Raw genomic sequence first — 17163 nt, forward strand, 5'->3', positions numbered from 1 at the left:
AGGCGGAGACCTTCGGAATCGTCCGACGCGCCGGACGAGGTTCCGGCTCAGCCGACCAATCGTCGCCGCGGACATCTGTGGCCCATCAACGCGGCTTCTACGACGACCCGTCGTAGATTCTCCGGAAGCACGGGACTAAGGTCTATGGCCATGACCGCGTCAAGCGACGACGAGGCCGTCACTGCACTCGCTCTGGCGGCTGCACGCGGCAACGAGGAGGCGCTCGAGGCGTTCATCAAGGCCACTCAGCGCGACGTGTGGCGGTTCGTCACCTATCTCTGCGACGCGGGCAATGCGGACGACTTGACTCAAGAAACCTTCCTGCGCGCGATCGGCGCCATCGAGCGGTTTTCGGGACGGTCCAGCGCCCGCACCTGGCTGTTGGCCATCGCTCGCCGCGTCGTCGCCGACCACATCCGCCACGTCCAATCGCGGCCCCGCACCGCCGCGGGTGGTTACCCCGAACACCTGCCGAGGGGCGATCGACACGCCCGCGGATTCGAGGACCTCGTCGAGGTGACCACGATGATCGCCGGCCTCAGCACCGAACAACGCGAAGCGCTGTTGCTCACGCAGCTCTTGGGGCTGCCCTATGCCGACGCCGCCGCGGTGTGCGGCTGTCCGGTGGGCACCATCCGATCCCGCGTCGCCCGTGCCCGCGACGCGCTGCTGGCCGACACCGACCGCAGCGACCTGACCGGCTAGCGCATCGCGGCAAGCCAGGCTGCCGCCTCTTGCACGGTACCCACCGTCGTTATGCCCTCCGGTAGTGGCGGCCGCGCCACCATCACCACCGGAATGCCAAGCGCGACAGCGGCATCCAGCTTCGGCCGGGTCATCTCACCGCCGCTGTTCTTGGTGACCAGCGCGTCGATCCGATGCCTGGTCAGGAGGTCGAGTTCGTCGTCGTAGTGGTACGGCCCGCGGGACAACACCAGCTGATGATGACGCGGCAAGTCGGTGTCCGGCTCGGTGACCGCGCGGATCAGAAACCACGCGTCGCTGCCGGCGAAGGCCTTGACACCGGAGCGGCCGGTGGTGAGAAACACCCGCGAAAAACGTTGTTCGGCAACGGCCTCCGCCGCACCGACATCCGATGCGACCACAATGGCGCCGCCCGGGTCCCACGGGGGGCGGGCCAGCACCAGATGCGGCAAACCAAGCTCGCGACACGCCCGCGCGGCATGCGCGGTCATGGTGGCCGCGAACGGGTGGGTGGCGTCGACGACGGCGTCGATGCGTTGCTCTTGCAGCCAACGCCGCAGGCCGTCGACGCCGCCGAAGCCGCCGATGCGCACGGCGCCGGCCGGCAGGGCGGGGTCCGGAACCCGCCCCGCCAGCGAGCTGATCACGTCGACATGCGGGTGCAGGCGCGCGGCCAACTGCCGGCCCTCGACCGTGCCACCGAGCAGCAGCACCCGCATCAGTGCGCCGGTCCGCTGCGGCGTGCGACCGAATACAGGTAGCTGTCGGTGAAGCCCTCGGCGGTCAGCACATCGCCGACGACGATCACGGCCGTCTTGGTGATGCCGGCGTCGTGCATCTGCCCGGCGATGCCGGACAGCGTGCCGCGCAGCACCGTCTGCTCGGGCCAGCTCGCGAAAGCGACCACGGCAGCGGGCGTTTCGGGTTGGTAGCCGCCGGCCAGCAGTTGCGGGACGATGGCGTCGATCTGTGCCGCGGCGAGGTGCAGCACCAGGGTGGCGCCGGACTGGGCCAGGCCGGCGAGTTCTTCGCCGGGCGGCATCGGTGTCGACAGGGTGGCCACCCTGGTCAGCGTCACGGTCTGCGCGACCCCCGGCACGGTCAGCTCGCGTTTGAGGGCGGCGGCGGCCGCGGCGAAAGCCGGTACGCCAGGCACGATTTCGTATCCGATGCCCAGCGCGTCGAGTCGGCGGCACTGCTCGGCCAGCGCGCTGTACAGCGACGGATCACCGGAGTGCAGGCGGGCCACGTCGTGGCCGGCGGCGTCGGCGCCGGCGAGTTCGTCGATGATCTGCTCGAGCGTCAGCGGGCCGGTGTCGACGATTTTCGCGCCGGGTGGGCAGTGCGCCAGCAGGTCGTCGGGCATGATCGACCCGGCGTAGAGGCACACCTGGCAGCGTTGCAGGAGGCGCTGTCCGCGAAGAGTGATCAGGTCCGCCGCGCCGGGGCCCGCGCCGATGAAATACACCGTCACTTGGTGAACACCCACTGCGTGACGGGCATCTGTGCGCGCCAGCCGGTGAACCCGCCCAGCGGCTCGCCGTGAAGGTGCTGGAATCGCCGCAGTTCACCGCCCAAGCTCGAATGAGCCTGCGCCAGTAGGGCTTCCGATTCTGTGGTAACCGCGTTGGCGACCAGGCGTCCCCCGGAAGGCAGCACGGGTAGGCAGGCGTCGAGCAGTCCGGGCTGGGTGAGGCCGCCGCCGATGAAGATCGCCCCCGGCGCATCGACGCCCTCGAACGCTTCCGGTGCGTCGCCGCGCACGTCGATGCCGACACCGAAGGCCGCGGCGTTGTGCTCGATGTTGCGGCGGCGCCGCTCGTCGCGTTCGAACGCCACCGCGGTGCAGCTTGGCCAACTGCGGCACCATTCGACGGCGATGCTGCCCGACCCCGCGCCGACGTCCCACAGCCGCTGCCCGGGCCGGGGCGCGAGCGCCGCCAACGTCACCGCGCGGATCCCCTGTTTGGTGATCTGCCCGTCGTGGGCGAAGGCGTCGTCGGGCAGCGGCGAGACGCGCTCGTCGGGCAGGTACCGCACGGCGACCACGTTGAGGTCGTCGACGTCGTCGGGCGCGCGAGCGGCCCACTGGCGCGCGGTGCCGTCGCGGCGACGTTCGGTTGGGCCGCCGAGTTGCTCGAGCACGCTGAATTCGGAGTTGCCGCCGCCGTGCGCATCGAGCAGCAGCGCGAGCGCCTTAGGCGTGGACCGGTCGCCGGACAGCACGATCGCCTGGCCGCCGCGGCGGATCGCAGTGGCCGGTGGTGCGGTGACCAGGCTGATCACCTCGGTGTCGTGCACGTTCCAGCCCATCCGCGCGCATGCCAGCGTCACCGCCGAGACGTGCGGCAACACCCTGACCCGGTCGGGCCCGTACAGCCGGATCAGCGTGCCGCCGATGCCGTGCAGCAGCGGGTCGCCGCTGGCGAGCACGTGGAGGTCGGCTCCGTCGACGGGGAGCGCCCGAAGCGCCGGCAGCAGCGGCGACGGCCACGGCCGGCGGGTGGCCCGCACGGTGTCGTCGAGCAGGTCGAGTTGCCGCTTGGAGCCGTAAATCACTGTGGCCCTGTGCAATTCGCGTCGAGACGCCTCGGCGAGCCCGGGCATGCCGTCGGCGCCGATCCCGACAATGACGATCATCTCGGCATCCTGCGCCAGACGAACTGGGGCAACAGCCGCACCGCGGTCCACAGTCGCAAGGTCCGCGGGATCCAGACGACGCGCCGCCCCCGGGCCAGCGCCCGCGCGGTCGCGGCGGCCACCTGCTGCGGGGTGCTGGCCAGCGGGGCGGGCGTCATGCCCTCCGTCATGCGCCCGATGACGAATCCCGGCCGCGCGATCAGCAGTCGCACGCCGGTGCCATGCAGGGCATCGGCCAGCCCGCTGGCGAAGCCGTCGAGGCCGGCCTTCGCCGAACCGTAGACGTAGTTCGCGCGGCGCACCCGCACACCGGCCACCGAGGAGAACACCACCAACGACCCCCGGCCCGCGGCGCGCATGACCGTCGCCAGGTGGGTGAGCAGGCTGACCTGGGCCACGTAGTCGGTGTGCACGATGGCCGCCGCGTGCGCGGCGTCGACCTCGGCGCGGGCCTGGTCGCCGAGGATCCCGAAGGCCAGCACGGCGGTGCCGATGGGGCCGTACTCGTCGACGATTGAGGCGATCAGCGGACCGTGCGAGGCCAGGTCGTCGGCGTCGAACTCCGTGGTGTGCACCGCCACCGCCCCGGCCGCGGTGAGCGCGGCCACCTGCTCGTCGAGGCGGTCGGCGTTGCGCGCGGCCAGGACCAGCGTCGCCCCCGGCGCCAAGCGCCGCGCGAGTTCGACGCCGATCTCGCTGCGGCCGCCCAGAATTAGTACCGGACCGGCGCCCGTGTCGTCCACGGCTGCGATTATCGCCTGCGCTAGCGTGAGGGGTGATGCCGCACACCACCACCCGACTCACCGACGACGCGCTCGCGTTCCTATCGGAACGTCATCTGGCGATGCTGACCACGTTGCGCGCCGACAATTCACCGCACGTGGTGGCGGTCGGCTTCACCTTCGACCCCAAGACCCACATCGCTCGGGTCATCACCACCGGCGGGTCACAAAAGGCGGTCAACGCCGACCGCGGCGGCGTCGCCGTGCTCAGCCAGGTCGACGGCGCCCGCTGGCTCTCGCTGGAGGGCCGGTCGGTCGTCAACAGTGAGATCGACGCCGTCCGCGACGCCGAGTTGCGTTACGCCCAGCGCTACCGCACCCCGCGCCCGAACCCGCGACGGGTCGTCATCGAGGTTCAGATCGAGCGGGTGCTCGGGTCGTCGGACCTGCTCGACCGCAGCAACAGCGCCTAGCTGTCGATCTCAGCGTCTCCTCAGTGTGGTTGCCGTAGTCATAGCCTGGTGAACGACGTGACGAGACAGGCGTTGACCAAGGTGCCCGCCGTCACCTTGGGCTTTTGGGTCATCAAGGTCTTGGCGACCACGTTGGGCGAGACGGGCGGGGACACCGTCACCATGACCCTGAACTGGAGCTACGTGGCCGGCGTCGTCCTTTTCGGCGTCACGCTGGTGGCGCTGGTCGCCGCGCAGATTCGCGCCGAGCGCTTCCACGCGGCCCTGTACTGGGCGACGATCGTGGCGTCGACCACGTTTGGCACGGTGCTGGCGGATTTCGCCGACCGGTCGCTCGGTATCGGCTACACCGGCGGTTCGCTGCTGCTGCTGGGTTGCCTGTTGGCCACCTTGGGAGTTTGGCGTTGGTCGCAGGGCACGGTGTCGGTGAGCACCGTTTCGACGCCGAAAGTCGAGGCGTTCTATTGGGCGACGATCACGTTTTCGCAGACGCTGGGCACCGCGCTCGGCGATTGGTTGGCCGACACCCGTGACTTCGGCTACGAGCGCGGCGCGCTGGTGTTCGCCGCGGCCCTGCTGGTGGTCGTGGCCGCGTACTACTGGACGGCGGTGTCGCGGGTCACGTTGTTTTGGGTGGCCTTCATCCTGACGCGACCGCTGGGCGCGACCGTGGGCGATTTCCTCGATAAACCGGTCGCCGATGGCGGTCTGGCGTTGAGCCGTCCGCTAGCCTCGGCGGCCATCGCGGCGCTGATCGTTACTTTGCTAGTTTTGCTTCCGCAACGCGCCGGACGCCACCCCGGCGCGACGACGACATGAGGGTCCTGCTCGTCGAGGACGAGCCGCGCTTGTCGGCGACGTTGTCCAGGGGCCTACGGGCGGAGGGTTTCGTCGTCGTGGTAGCCAGTACCGGCATCGACGGCCTACACGAGGCGGTCTCACACCCCTTCGACGTCGTGATTCTCGACATCATGCTGCCCGGTCACAGCGGGTACGAGGTGCTGCGCCGAATGCGCGCGCAGGACGTGTGGACACCGGTGCTGATGCTGACGGCCAAGGACGGCGAATACGACGAGACCGATGCATTCGATCTCGGGGCCGATGATTATCTGACGAAACCCTTTTCGTTTCGAGTGCTCGTGGCGCGGCTGCGCGCGTTGGAGCGTCGCGGCGCCCCGGAGCGGCCCGTGGTGTTGACCGCTGGCTCGCTGTCACTGGATCCGGCTCGGCATATCGTCCAACGCGATTCGACCCCAATCACGTTGACTCCCCGCGAGTATGGGCTACTGGAATTCCTCATGCGCAACAAGGACACGGTGGTGATCAAGGCCGAGATCTTGAGCAACGTGTGGGATGCGCACTATCAGGGCCCGGACAACGTCGTCGAGGTGTACGTGGGATATCTACGGCGCAAGATCGATGTTCCCTTTGGTACCAACACAATCGAGACGATTCGCGGCGCCGGCTACCGGTTGTTGTGCTGAGGCAACACGACATTCATCGTGGTCCCGCCGCCGGGACGATCGTCGATGGTCACTGTGCCGCCATGCGCGGCCACGACTTCGGCGACGATTGCCAGCCCCAGGCCGGTCCCTCCGCTGCAGCGGGCCCGGTCCGAGTCCAGCCGGACGAACCGCTCGAATACTCGGGCTCGCTCGGCGGGAGCGATGCCCGGGCCATCGTCGCTGACGCTGAGGGTGGCCTCGCCGTTTCGGCTGCCGACGTGGACATCGACGCGCGACTTCGCATGGCGCACAGCATTATCCACGAGATTGCGGATCACCCGCGACATCGCTGCCGGGTCGCCGGAAAAGCACATCGCCGACAAGTCGGTGTGGATCGCGCATCCGGATTCCCGCCGTGCCCGATTCACCTCGACCTCCGCAATGTCGCTGAGGAGCACCTCTTCTTTGCGCAATGTCAAGCTTTGCTCGTCGGCACGCGCGAGCAGCAGCAGATCCTCGATCAGCAGCCGCATGCGTTGCGCCTCCGGGAGCAGGGTGTTGATCGCGAGCTCTGTGTCGAGTAGCTCTGGGTGTGCCTCGGCGGATTCCAATCCGGAGATGATGGTGGCTAGCGGGCTGCGAAGTTCGTGGGAGGCGTCGCCGAGGAAGCGTTGCTGGGCGCGGTGGCCGGCTTCGAGACGTGACAGCATTTCGTTCATAGTCACTGCCAGAGCGGCGATCTCGTCGCGGCTGTCGGGCACGGGTACCCGCTCGGCCAAGTCGGACGTGGAGATTTCGGCCACTCGGTTCCGGATCGCGTCCACCGATTTCAGTGAGCGATTGACGAGGTTGTAGGTCGCCGCTGCCGCTACCACGACGATGAGCGGTGCGCCACAAGCCAACAGCACCGCCACGGTCCGCGCAGTCCCTTCGACCGCCTCGCTGCCCCCGCCGACGATGACCGTGTACTCACCGGAGGGCGTGTTGACCCGCTGTCCGCTCAACCGCATGTCGTCGTTGGGCACCGCGTCGTCGGACATGCCGCGGCGCAACTTCAGGCCGAAGTTGGTGACCGGGACTATCGGTGTGCTCGGCGCAGATCCGGCCCGCGCTATCACCTTGCCGTCGGGCGCGATGATTTGGATTGCGACCACGCGCTGGTTGGTGGTCAACAGGGCACCGTCGAGGTTGCCCGGCGATTCGGACTGCAGGGCTTCGACGATGTGGCGCACCCGGCCGGCGGAGGCGTCATCGACACCGCCCAACAACCACTGGTACAGGATCGCGACGAATCCCCCGCCGGCCACGGCAAGGGCGACCAACACGACGATCGCTGACACCGCGGCGGAACGGGCGGAGATACCCAAGTTGGCGGGTCTCAGCCTGCGCGCGATGCTGCTTCGCCGCAACGCCGCTATGACAGACACACCCATAGTTTGATTCTGCAGCGCTGAGGTTTGGCTGAGAAACCCGCAGCGCGGTAACGACGTGGCCGGTGTGCGCGACGTACATCGCAGCTTGGCGAGCTTCTCAGCGGCCTCTCAGCGGCCCGCTCATACGCTGGCGCTCCCAATGGTTAGGACCGCACGCTTAGCCACTAGTGAGGGGAAACCGTGAGCTACCACACCGATTTGGCCGCTCGGCCCGAGTCTCATCGGCCGGCCGCCCCGGCCGCCATCGTCGACGATGCCACCGGCGCCCTCGATCCGCTTGCCCTGCCCCACACCCCGCCGCGCTTGCGTGGCTGGATCCACCTCTACTGCGCTGTCGCGGCTTTCTTTGCCGGTTCCGCGCTGGTGGTGCTGTCCTTCACGTTGGCCTCGAAGCAAGCCGGACTCGCGACGCTGGTTTACGCGCTAGCAATCGTCGCAATGTTTGCTGTGAGTGCCACGTATCATCGTGTTCGCTGGCAGTCGGCGGCGGCCCGGAAATGGATGCGTCGGCTCGACCATTCGATGATCTTCGTGTTCATCGCCGGCACCTACACCCCGTTCGCGACGCTGGCCATGCCGCGCGCGACCGGGCATGCGGTGATGGCGATCGTCTGGGGTGGCGCGTTGGCCGGGATCCTGGTGACCCTGTTTTGGCCGTCGGCGCCGCGCCCGGTGGGGGTGACGCTTTGCCTGCTCCTGGGCTGGGTGGCGGTCTGGTACGGCGCGATGATCGTGCACGAGGTGGGCGTGGCCGCGGCGATCCTGCTGGCTACCGGCGGTGCCCTGTACAGCATTGGTGCGGTGATCTATGGGCTGCGCTCCCCCGACCCATGGCCGACGACATTCGGCTATCACGAGTTCTTTCACGCGTGCACCGCGGTTGCGGCGATCTGCCAATACATCGCGATCTGGTTCGCGGTCTTCTAGTCGGGCCGCGGCATTCTCGTTGGTGACCCGCCGCTAGCCATCCACCCCGGTCGCGCCGCACGCCGCCCGATTGACCCGCACTGGCGAAGTAGCTACCCTCGCCAGCGATAGAGGGGGCGGGCGATGCAACTCCAATTCATAAGCGTCGCACGGCTCATCATCGACGCCGGCGGCGATCCGTGGGCCATCGACACTAGCCTGCAGGCCGGCCGCCCGGCGCAGATATCCGATCTGGCACAGGCGTTTCACGACGCGGGCCAATCCACCACTGAGTCCGACGCCGCCTTCGCCGAAGCCCGTCGCCGCTTCGCGGCGTCCTGGAATCGGGAGAACGGCGCGCATCCGATCGATGACTCCGCCGAAGTGCAGCGGGTAACCAAATCGCTGGGCCTGCAGGCCGCGCAACTGCCGAAAATCGCCGTCGACCTGGAAACCATCGCCGCCGCCCTGGCCGAAGCGCAACGGGAATCGGGCTGGTACATCGCGGCGCTCGACCAAGACTTGGCGGACATCGACGACGAAATCGGCGATGCGCTCGACGACGGCGACGAAGACGACGCCAACGGCCTCTATGCGGACGCCGTTGCCGAGACGCGCGCGGTGCTCTACCAAGTCACCCAGATTCGCGACGCTTACTCGGCGGGGTTGCGGAACGCGCTGGCCGTGCTGCGCGCCGACGGCGCCGACCCGGCCGAGATACAAGGGGCCGACGAGCTGCTGATCCCGCCGCCGCAGACGACTCCGGAGCAGGTCCAGCTCTGGTGGGATTCACTCACCGACGAGCAGAAGCGCCTGTTGATCAACCAGCACCCGCAGGAGTTGGGCAATCTCAACGGAATTCAGGCCGACGTGCGTGGCCACGTCAACCTCGACGTGATGAACGACGACCTGCATCGGGTGGAGGATGCCGCGGGACGGTTCGGGCTGTCGCCCGAAGCGCTGAGGGACAGCGCGCTGAACGACGCCAACAACGACGTGTTCAGCCACCCGGAGAGGTACGGGCTGACGGCCAACGACATCACTCGATACCAGAACGCGGTCAAGACCAACCAGGGCCTCGAACACGACAGGGGTGACGCCAAAAACCCTCGGCCCGTGCTGCTTTGGGCCTATGACCCGCTCGCCTTCAACGGAAAGGGCAGGGCGGCGATCGCGATCGGTAACCCCGATACGTCTCGCAACACCGCCGTCATCGTTCCGGGCACCAACAGCAGCGTGCGGGGCGGCTGGCTGTTCGACGGGCACAACGACGCGATCAACCTCTACACGCAGTCGTTGAAGGCCGATCCCACCAGCCCGACCGCGGTGATCGCCTGGATGGGCTATGACGCACCGGTATTCGACTTTCAACACGCGCAACAAGCCGTCGCCGACCCGACAACTCTGCAGCAGGTGGGCAGCCCGTGGCTGGCGCGCGGCGGCGGTGAACTGCTGGCCGCCGACGTCAACGGCCTGACGGTCACCCATGACGGCTCGATTCCATCGCACGTCACCGTGATCGGCCATTCGTACGGGTCCACGACGGTGGCCGATGCATTCGCCAACAGCGGCATGCGCGCCAATGACGCCGTGCTGATCGGCTGTCCGGGAACCGATCTCGCGGGCAGCGCCGCGGACTTCCACCTCAACGGTGGACAGGTGTACGTGGGTGCGGCGTCCACCGACGCCATCAGTTGGATCGGCGAGTCAGGCAGCGGCGCTCCCAACGCCATCAACGACGCCCTCGGCGACCCGCTCGGGCCGTTGGCGGGGCTGGGCGTCGACCCAGCGCATTCCGGATTCGGGTCGGTGCGGTTCCGCGCCGAAGTTGCGGACACCCAGAGCGTGGTCCCGTGGTTCAACGACCATTCGCATTACTACGACATGGGCAGCGAAGCGCTGCACAACATGACCGTGATCTCCACCGGCCACGGCGGCGACCTGGCCCACCAGGGCATGCTGGCACCGCTGCGGGACGAAGAACGGATCGCCACGCCGGCTGAGGTCAAGACGCCCGTCGGGACGATTCCCTTGCCGCACGTCGAAATTCGAACACCCGTCACCGTCGACCCGGAGTGGGACCGGCAGGGAAATTCGGTCACCAGGGATCATGATTTCAAGTAAGCGCTCGAGGAGGTCGCCAATGTTCGACGCTGCAGCGACACCGAGATTGAAGCCACGCAGACCGCTGCCGGCGTGTCGTGTGCGCAGGTCAAGACTCGCGATAGCGACGGCGTGCTGGCCCCTGGCCGCTGCCGCGCTCATCGCGATCACCGTCGTCCTAGGAGGATGCTCGAAGATGATTTCGCACGGACAGAACCCGGATCGTCCCGCTAACCCGCTGTCCGACGAACAGACCAAGGCCCAGGTGATCGACCCGGCCAGACAGATCGCGACGACGGCCAAGTTGCAGAACGTCTCGGCGGTCTTCGGCTGGGAATCGTGCAACGACCAGGGCGACCCGCCGTTTCGCGGCCGAGTCGACGTCTCGTTCGACGTCCCCGCCGGGACCGACCACAACGCGTTTTTCGAGCACATCGCCACGACAATGATTGACCACGGTTGGTCGGACGGGCCCCCGCCGGGCAAGCAACCCTTCGGCCGGGCCATCCACACCGGCGGCGTCATGGCGATCATCGGGATGAGCAGCGGCACGGTCAAAGACGGTTCGGTCGAGCTTTCCGGCGAGTGCCGCAACATGGGCAACCACCGCCACGACGGCAGCTGGTACGACGTCACCGACCAAGTGCTGCACGGGTGACGCAGGGTGAATTGACGGCCCGCCACGCCGTCGTTAGCGTCGCCGTCATGTTTGTCGACACCGCCTTGCTGCACTCCGCGGCCAACGAATCGCACCGCGCCGGCGACCACGCCCACCAGGGGGCCGAGCGCCTGTCGCGCGGACCGCTGATACCGGGGATGTTCGGCGAGTTCGCCGCAGCCGAGGAGTTCCACGACGCGGTCCGTTCGGCACACAGTCGACACGTGAAAACCCTACGGGCCCACCAGGAGGCGCTCACCGCGGTAGGCGATAAGGCACACCTGGCCGCGCGAGGATTCACCGCGATGGACGTTCGCAACGCGGCGGCCGAGCGGGCGGTGCGTTAGGCGGGCACCACGATGAGCGCGTGCGGCCGGTTGTTGACCGACAGCGCACCGTCCTCGGTCACGATGACGATGTCCTCGATGCGGGCGCCCCAGCGGCCCGGGAAGTAGATGCCGGGCTCGATCGAAAACGCCATGCCCGCAACCAAACTCAGGTCGTTGCCAGCGACGATGTACGGTTCCTCGTGCACCGACAGCCCGATCCCGTGCCCCGTCCGGTGCACGAAGTACTCCCCCAGTCCGGCCCCGGCAAGCACATCGCGAGCGGCCGCGTCGACCTGCTCTGCGGTCACGCCCGGGCGCACCGCCGCAAACGCCGCGCGCTGCGCCCGCTGCAGCGTCGAATAGTGCTGTGCCACATCGTTGCTGGGTTCGCCGATGCTGTACGTGCGGGTGCAGTCGGAGTGGTAGCCCGGTTCGTAGCTGCCGCCGATGTCGACGACCACGACGTCGCCGGTTTGCAGCTCGCGGTCCGAGTATCCATGGTGCGGATCCGCCCCGTGCGGCCCGGAGCCGACAATGATGAAGGCCACTTCCGAATGCCCTTCGGCGACAATGGCTTCGGCGATGTCGGCGGCGACGTCGGCCTCGGTTCGGCCCGGTATCAAGAACTCCGGCACCCGGGCATGCACCCGGTCGATGGCCGCCCCGGCTTGGCGCAGCGCGTCGACCTCGGCGGGTTGTTTGACCATCCGCAGTCCGCGCAGCACGTCGGTGGCCAACACCGGCGACGCACCGAGCACACCGGCCAGCGGCAACAGGTGCAGCGCCGGCATGGAATCGGTGACGGCCGCGCGTGCCGGCTGGGGGCCGCCCAACGCATCGGCCACCAGTCGGTAGGGGTCGTCGCCGTCAACCCAATCCCGCACGGTCAGGCCCAATTCCGTGATGGCCGACTCGCCCAGCGCGGCCAGCTCCAGCCGCGGCACCACGATCGTCGGCTCTCCGGCGGCCGGCACCACCAACGCGGTGAGCCGTTCGAACGTCTGCGCGCGCGAACCCACCAGGTAGCGCAGGTCGTAGCCGGGGGTGATCACCAGACCGGCCAGACCCGCGTCGGCGGTAGCGGCGGCGGCGGCGGTTAGCCGGCGGGCATACACCCCTGCCTCGAATCGGCGAGAATCCATGGCTGGCAGGATAACCCGCATGCCAGGTTCTCTCGCATTGCTCGACGGCGCCAGCATGTGGTTCCGCTCCTACTTCGGCGTGCCGTCGTCGATCACCGCGCCCGACGGCCGGCCGGTCAACGCCGTGCGCGGGTTCATCGACTCGATGGCCGTGGTGATCACCCAGCAGAAGCCCAGCCGGCTGGCGGTCTGCCTGGACCTGGACTGGCGCCCGCAGTTCCGTGTCGACCTCATCCCGTCGTACAAGGCGCACCGCGTTGCAGTCGAGGAGCCCGCCGATGAGCCCGACATCGAGGAGGTGCCCGACGATCTGACCCCGCAGGTCGACATGATCATGGAACTGCTGGACGCGTTCGGGATCCCCACGGCGGGCGCACCGGGGTTCGAGGCCGACGACGTGCTGGGCACGCTGGCGGCAGCCGAAAATCGCGACCCGGTGGTCGTGGTCAGCGGCGACCGCGACCTGCTGCAGGTGGTGACGGACGATCCCGTCCCGGTCCGGGTGCTCTATTTGGGCCGGGGGCTGGCCAAGGCCACCCTGTTCGGCCCGGCCGAAGTCGCCGAGCACTACGGCGTTCCGGTTGACCGGGCCGGGCCTGCCTACGCCGAGCTGGCGCTGCTGCGCGGCGACCCGTCCGACGGCCTGCCGGGAGTACCGGGGGTAGGCGAGAAGACGGCGGCCGGCCTGCTGGCTCGGCACGGCTCGCTGGAGCGCATTCTGCTCGCCGCACACGACCCGAAATCCACGATGGCCAAGGGATTGCGGGCGAAGCTGCTGGCCGCGACCGACTACATCGAAGCCGCGGGTCCGGTGGTGCGGGTCAGCACCGAGGCGCCCGTCACCCTTTCGACGCCCACCGACGCGCTACCGCTTGCCGCCGCCGACCCCAAACGCACGGCCGAGCTGGCGACCGCGCTGGGGGTCGGATCGTCGATCGGGCGGCTGCAGAAGGCGCTCGACGCGTTGCCCGGCTGAGCTACTGCGGGCGACCGACCTCGTAGGTGCCCTTGTTGTCCTGGAAGGTGACCGTCACGTGCTTCTGCGCGCCGTCGATGTTCACGGTGCAGTCGAAGGTGCCGCCCTTCTTCACGGTCGGGTCTGAACCGCCGTTGCACTTGACGTCCTTGACGTTCTTCGCGCCGTAACCGTTGGTCTCATCGGTGAGGACCTGCTGCACCCCGGCCTGAGCCTTGCTGACATCCAGCTTGGTAGTGACGAAAAACCCTGGCCACAGGAACCCGAGAACCAGCACGCCGCCGATCACGACCACGCCGATTGCCGCCGCAACGCCGCCGATCAGCGCGCCCGACCGCTTCTTCCCCGGCTGGCCCGGTTGCTCGTACGACTGGTACTGCTGCGGGTACTGGCCGGGCTGCGCATACTGACCGGGCTGCCCGTACTGGCCCGGCTGCGGGTATTGGCCGTACTGCCCGGGCTGGCCGTATTGGTCGGGCTGGCCGTATTGGACGGCCGCGCCGTACTGGGTGGGTGCCGAACCAAACTGCTCCGACGGCGCCCCCACCTGGCCATAGCCGGGCGGGGCCGGCGGATATTGCTGCTGATACGGCTGCTCCGCCGGCTGTTGGTACTGCGGATACGCGGGCGGCGTGTACGCGGGGGGTTGCCAGGCCGGTTCCTGGGGCGGCTGTTGCTGCTGCCACGGCGTTCCCACCGGACCCACCTGGGTCGGCTCGTCGCCGGATTGCTGCTCGGCCTCGTGCCCGGGCGGTTGCCACGACTGATTCGGATCTGACCCGTGCGGTCCGCTCATCGTTTCTCGTCTCCTCGCCGTAAGGCGTCCTGAAAGTCTCGGGTGTAACCGTAGTCCCGGCTCAGCCTACCCAACGTCAACTGCGACAACGCCGCGCCGAACGTCATTGATTGCGCGCTTGGCGGTGGCCCGCAGCTCAGGGTCGGGCGCGGCGTTGCGAACTTGGTCCAGCAGGTCGAGCACCTGCCGGCACCACCGCACGAAATCCCCCGCCGACAACGGCGAACCACCCCCGCCTGACGAGTAGGCGTCAGCGACATCTAGGGCCGCCGCCAGGTCGCCGGTGCGGGCCCACCGGTAGATGGTGCTGGCGAAGCCGTCGTCGGGTTCGCGGCTGGTGGCAAGCCGGTGCCGTTGCTCGTCGGCGCGCAGCGTCGCCGACAGCCTGGCGGTCTTTCGCAGCGCCTGCTGTATCCGCAGTGTGGGCGCCTCGGCGGCGAAGGGGGCGCTGGGACCGTCACCGCCGCGGGTTTCATACACCACCGCCGAGACCACCGCCGCCAACTCCGGGGGACGCAGGCCCGCCCACGCGTCGGTGCGCAGGCACTCGGCGACCAGCAGGTCGCTCTCGCTGTAGATCCTGGCCAGCAACCGGCCGTCGTCGGTGACCTTCGGATCGGCCGGCGACCCGCCGATGAAGTCGCGTTCGGTGAGCAGCCCGACGATCCGGTCGAAGGTGCGGGCCAACGAATTGGTGGCGGCGGCGACCTTCTGCTGCAGCTGCGCGTTGTCGCGTTCAATGCGCAGGTAGCGCTCGGTCTGGCGGATCTGGTCCTCAAGTTCGGGCTTGTTGTGCGCCGGGTGACGTCGCAGCTCGGCCCGCAGCGACGCCAGCTCCGGATCGTGAAACTCCCCGTCCTGCTCGCGTTTACGGGCGCGACGCCCAGCGGGAATCGACAGCCCCGCCCGACCTTCCATCGCCGACAGCAGCGCCGACGCCAGATCGCGCCGGACCCTCGGCTGGCGGTGTTCGACCCGCTTGGGCAGCGTCATCGAACCGACCGGCGCCGCGGCACCCGAATAATCCGCCGACGATATTCGCCCCGCCCATCGGTGTTCGGTGAGCACCAGCGGCCGCGGGTCGTCGCCGTCGCGGGCCGACTCCAACACCACGGCCAGTCCGCCGTGCCGGCCGTTGATGTTGATGATGTCGCCTCGGCGCAGCGCGGCCAGTGCGTCGCTGGCCGCCTGCCGTCGTTGCAGCCGCGACGCGCGGGCCTGCGTGCGCTCCAGCTCGGAGATCCGCGCCCGCAGCCGCGCATAGTCCAGGATCGGTGCGTCGTGACCACCCAGTTCGGTGGCGATCTCGTCGAGCATCCCCGCGCCGCGCTCGATGCCACGAACCAGCCCGACGACGGATCCGTCGGCCTGGTACTGGGCGAACGACTGCTCGAGCAGCTGATGCGCCTGCCCGGGACCCAGCTGGTGCACCAGGTTGATCGTCATGTTGTACGACGGCGCGAACGAACTGCGCAGCGGAAAGGTGCGGGTGGAGGCCAGCCCGGCGACCTCGGACGGCTCGATGTCGGGGTGCCACAGGACGACGGCGTGGCCTTCGACATCGATGCCGCGGCGACCGGCGCGCCCGGTCAGCTGCGTGTACTCCCCCGGCGTCAGCGGCACGTGCTGTTCGCCGTTGAACTTCACCAGCCGTTCCAGCACCACCGTCCGGGCCGGCATGTTGATGCCGAGCGCCAGGGTCTCGGTGGCGAACACCGCCTTGACCAGGCCCGCGGTGAACAACTCTTCGACCGTGTGCCGGAACGCCGGCAGCATGCCGGCGTGGTGGGCCGCCAGGCCGCGCAGCAGACCTTCGCGCCACTCGTAGTAGCCCAGCACTGCCAGGTCGGCGTCGGCGAGGTCACCGCACCGGTGCTCGATCACCTCGGCGATCTGCGCGCGTTCCTCCTCGGTGGTCAGCCGCAGCGGCGACCGCAGGCATTGGCCGACCGCGGCGTCACAGCCCGCCCGCGAGAACACGAACGTGATCGCCGGCAGCAGGCCCTCGGAGTCCAGCTTCGCGATGACGTCGGGGCGCGCCGGGGGGCGGTAGAACCGCGGCCTGCCCTGACCGCCGCGACCCTGCCCCGCCCGGCCCGACCCTCGGCGCGGGCTACGCCAATCCGACATCCGGTCGGCCTCGCGGCGATGCGCAAGGTGGCGCAGCAGTTCGGGGTCGACGCGCGACTTGTCGGCGGCACTGTCGTAGTCGAACAGGTCGAAGAGGCGCTTGCCGACCAGGATGTGTTGCCACAGCGGCACCGGCCGGTGCTCGTCGACGACCACCGTCGTGTCACCGCGCACGGTCTGGATCCAGCCGCCGAACTCCTCGGCATTGCTCACCGTCGCCGACAGACTCACCAGCCGGACCTCGTCGGGCAGATGCAGGATGACCTCCTCCCACACCGGACCCCGCATCCGGTCGGCGAGGAAATGCACCTCGTCCATCACCACATATGAAAGGCCTTGCAGTGCAGGAGAATCCGCGTAAAGCATGTTGCGCAGCACCTCGGTGGTCATCACCACGACGGGTGCATCGCCGTTGACCGACACGTCACCGGTGAGCAGACCGATCTGGTCCTTGCCGTAGCGTGCCGTGAGGTCGGTGTGCTTTTGATTGCTCAGGGCCTTCAGCGGTGTGGTGTAAAAGCATTTGCCGGCCGACGCCAGCGCCAGGTGCACGGCGAATTCGCCGACCACCGTCTTGCCCGCGCCGGTCGGCGCGCAGACCAGCACGCCGTGGCCCTTTTCGAGGGCCACGCAGGCCCGCTGCTGGAAGCCGTCGAGCGCAAAGGGCAGGTCCGCGGTGAACCGGGCGAGTTCGGTCACGCGCCC

At 68.5% G+C, this 17163-nt stretch carries 17 protein-coding genes; 9 read left to right on the forward strand and 8 right to left on the reverse strand.

Annotated features, from left to right (window positions below; genetic code table 11):
- Positions 1-150: 150 nt before the first annotated feature.
- Positions 151-705 (forward strand): RNA polymerase sigma factor SigC, encoded by a 555-nt coding sequence (gene sigC / locus G6N66_RS29570; protein WP_232079515.1) that lies wholly within the window; start codon positions 151-153, stop codon positions 703-705.
- On the opposite strand, the gene G6N66_RS15160 is transcribed toward sigC, so the two are convergent.
- The 4 genes from G6N66_RS15160 to G6N66_RS15175 are packed head-to-tail and all read right to left on the reverse strand — an operon-like array spanning position 702 to position 4088.
- The gene (locus tag G6N66_RS15160; protein WP_085232911.1) at positions 702-1424 is read right to left on the reverse strand and encodes a cobalt-precorrin-6A reductase; all 723 of its coding nucleotides are present in this window, start codon (positions 1422-1424) and stop codon (positions 702-704) included. The genes sigC and G6N66_RS15160 overlap by 4 nt on opposite strands.
- Positions 1424-2179, reverse strand: coding sequence for a precorrin-4 C(11)-methyltransferase (gene cobM, locus G6N66_RS15165; protein WP_085232912.1), 756 nt, complete (start codon positions 2177-2179; stop codon positions 1424-1426). The genes G6N66_RS15160 and cobM overlap by 1 nt, the downstream gene beginning before the upstream one ends.
- Positions 2176-3345 carry a precorrin-6y C5,15-methyltransferase (decarboxylating) subunit CbiE gene (cbiE, locus tag G6N66_RS15170; protein ID WP_085232913.1) on the reverse strand — a complete coding sequence of 390 codons (1170 nt, stop codon included), beginning with the start codon at positions 3343-3345 and terminating at the stop codon, positions 2176-2178. The genes cobM and cbiE overlap by 4 nt, the downstream gene beginning before the upstream one ends.
- Complete coding sequence (locus tag G6N66_RS15175; RefSeq protein ID WP_085232914.1) at positions 3342-4088, reverse strand: SDR family NAD(P)-dependent oxidoreductase; 747 nt, start codon at positions 4086-4088, stop codon at positions 3342-3344. Before G6N66_RS15175 ends, cbiE begins: the two co-directional genes overlap by 4 nt.
- A 35-nt stretch (positions 4089-4123) precedes the next feature.
- Here G6N66_RS15175 and G6N66_RS15180 point away from each other — a divergent pair, with 35 nt between their 5' ends.
- Genes G6N66_RS15180 through G6N66_RS15190 form a run of 3 tightly spaced genes read left to right on the forward strand, consistent with a single transcriptional unit; the run spans position 4124 to position 6024 of the window.
- Positions 4124-4540 (forward strand): F420-dependent biliverdin reductase, encoded by a 417-nt coding sequence (locus G6N66_RS15180; protein ID WP_085232915.1) that lies wholly within the window; start codon positions 4124-4126, stop codon positions 4538-4540.
- A gap of 57 nt (positions 4541-4597) precedes the next feature.
- Positions 4598-5359: a COG4705 family protein gene (locus G6N66_RS15185; protein WP_197747060.1), complete on the forward strand. Its 762-nt coding sequence runs from the start codon at positions 4598-4600 to the stop codon at positions 5357-5359.
- Positions 5356-6024, forward strand: coding sequence for a response regulator transcription factor (locus tag G6N66_RS15190; protein ID WP_085232917.1), 669 nt, complete (start codon positions 5356-5358; stop codon positions 6022-6024). Before G6N66_RS15185 ends, G6N66_RS15190 begins: the two co-directional genes overlap by 4 nt.
- Here the strand turns inward: G6N66_RS15190 and G6N66_RS15195 are convergent.
- On the reverse strand, positions 6006-7418 hold the full coding sequence (locus G6N66_RS15195) for a HAMP domain-containing sensor histidine kinase (RefSeq protein ID WP_085232918.1): 1413 nt from the start codon (positions 7416-7418) through the stop codon (positions 6006-6008). The two genes, G6N66_RS15190 and G6N66_RS15195, sit on opposite strands and share 19 nt — an antisense overlap.
- A 180-nt stretch (positions 7419-7598) precedes the next feature.
- Between G6N66_RS15195 and trhA the strand changes: the two genes are divergently transcribed.
- The 4 genes from trhA to G6N66_RS15215 all read left to right on the forward strand — a co-directional run bounded on the left by trhA (position 7599) and on the right by G6N66_RS15215 (position 11432).
- The gene (trhA, locus tag G6N66_RS15200; RefSeq protein ID WP_372515927.1) at positions 7599-8345 is read left to right on the forward strand and encodes a PAQR family membrane homeostasis protein TrhA; all 747 of its coding nucleotides are present in this window, start codon (positions 7599-7601) and stop codon (positions 8343-8345) included.
- 123 nt (positions 8346-8468) lie between these two features.
- Entirely contained in the window at positions 8469-10448 is a 1980-nt protein-coding gene (locus tag G6N66_RS15205) for a putative alpha/beta hydrolase (protein WP_085232919.1), read from the forward strand.
- Between the two features lie 175 nt (positions 10449-10623).
- On the forward strand, positions 10624-11085 hold the full coding sequence (locus tag G6N66_RS15210; RefSeq protein WP_085232920.1) for a hypothetical protein: 462 nt from the start codon (positions 10624-10626) through the stop codon (positions 11083-11085).
- A 47-nt stretch (positions 11086-11132) separates the two neighbouring features.
- Positions 11133-11432 carry a DUF2563 family protein gene (locus tag G6N66_RS15215; RefSeq protein WP_085233033.1) on the forward strand — a complete coding sequence of 100 codons (300 nt, stop codon included), beginning with the start codon at positions 11133-11135 and terminating at the stop codon, positions 11430-11432.
- Here G6N66_RS15215 and G6N66_RS15220 read toward each other — a convergent pair.
- A complete protein-coding gene (locus G6N66_RS15220; RefSeq protein ID WP_085232921.1) occupies positions 11429-12556 on the reverse strand; it encodes a M24 family metallopeptidase in 1128 nt (375 codons plus the stop codon). The genes G6N66_RS15215 and G6N66_RS15220 overlap by 4 nt on opposite strands.
- A gap of 19 nt (positions 12557-12575) precedes the next feature.
- Here G6N66_RS15220 and G6N66_RS15225 point away from each other — a divergent pair, with 19 nt between their 5' ends.
- The gene (locus tag G6N66_RS15225; RefSeq protein WP_085232922.1) at positions 12576-13532 is read left to right on the forward strand and encodes a 5'-3' exonuclease; all 957 of its coding nucleotides are present in this window, start codon (positions 12576-12578) and stop codon (positions 13530-13532) included.
- A 1-nt stretch (position 13533) separates the two neighbouring features.
- Here G6N66_RS15225 and G6N66_RS15230 read toward each other — a convergent pair whose 3' ends face one another.
- Positions 13534-14328, reverse strand: a complete 795-nt coding sequence (locus G6N66_RS15230) for a DUF4333 domain-containing protein (RefSeq protein WP_085232923.1) — start codon at positions 14326-14328, stop codon at positions 13534-13536.
- A 66-nt stretch (positions 14329-14394) separates the two neighbouring features.
- Entirely contained in the window at positions 14395-17157 is a 2763-nt protein-coding gene (locus G6N66_RS15235) for a DEAD/DEAH box helicase (RefSeq protein ID WP_085232924.1), read from the reverse strand.
- Positions 17158-17163 lie beyond the last annotated feature (6 nt).

This window comes from Mycobacterium conspicuum (assembly GCF_010730195.1).
Taxonomy (GTDB): Bacteria; Actinomycetota; Actinomycetes; order Mycobacteriales; family Mycobacteriaceae; genus Mycobacterium; species Mycobacterium conspicuum.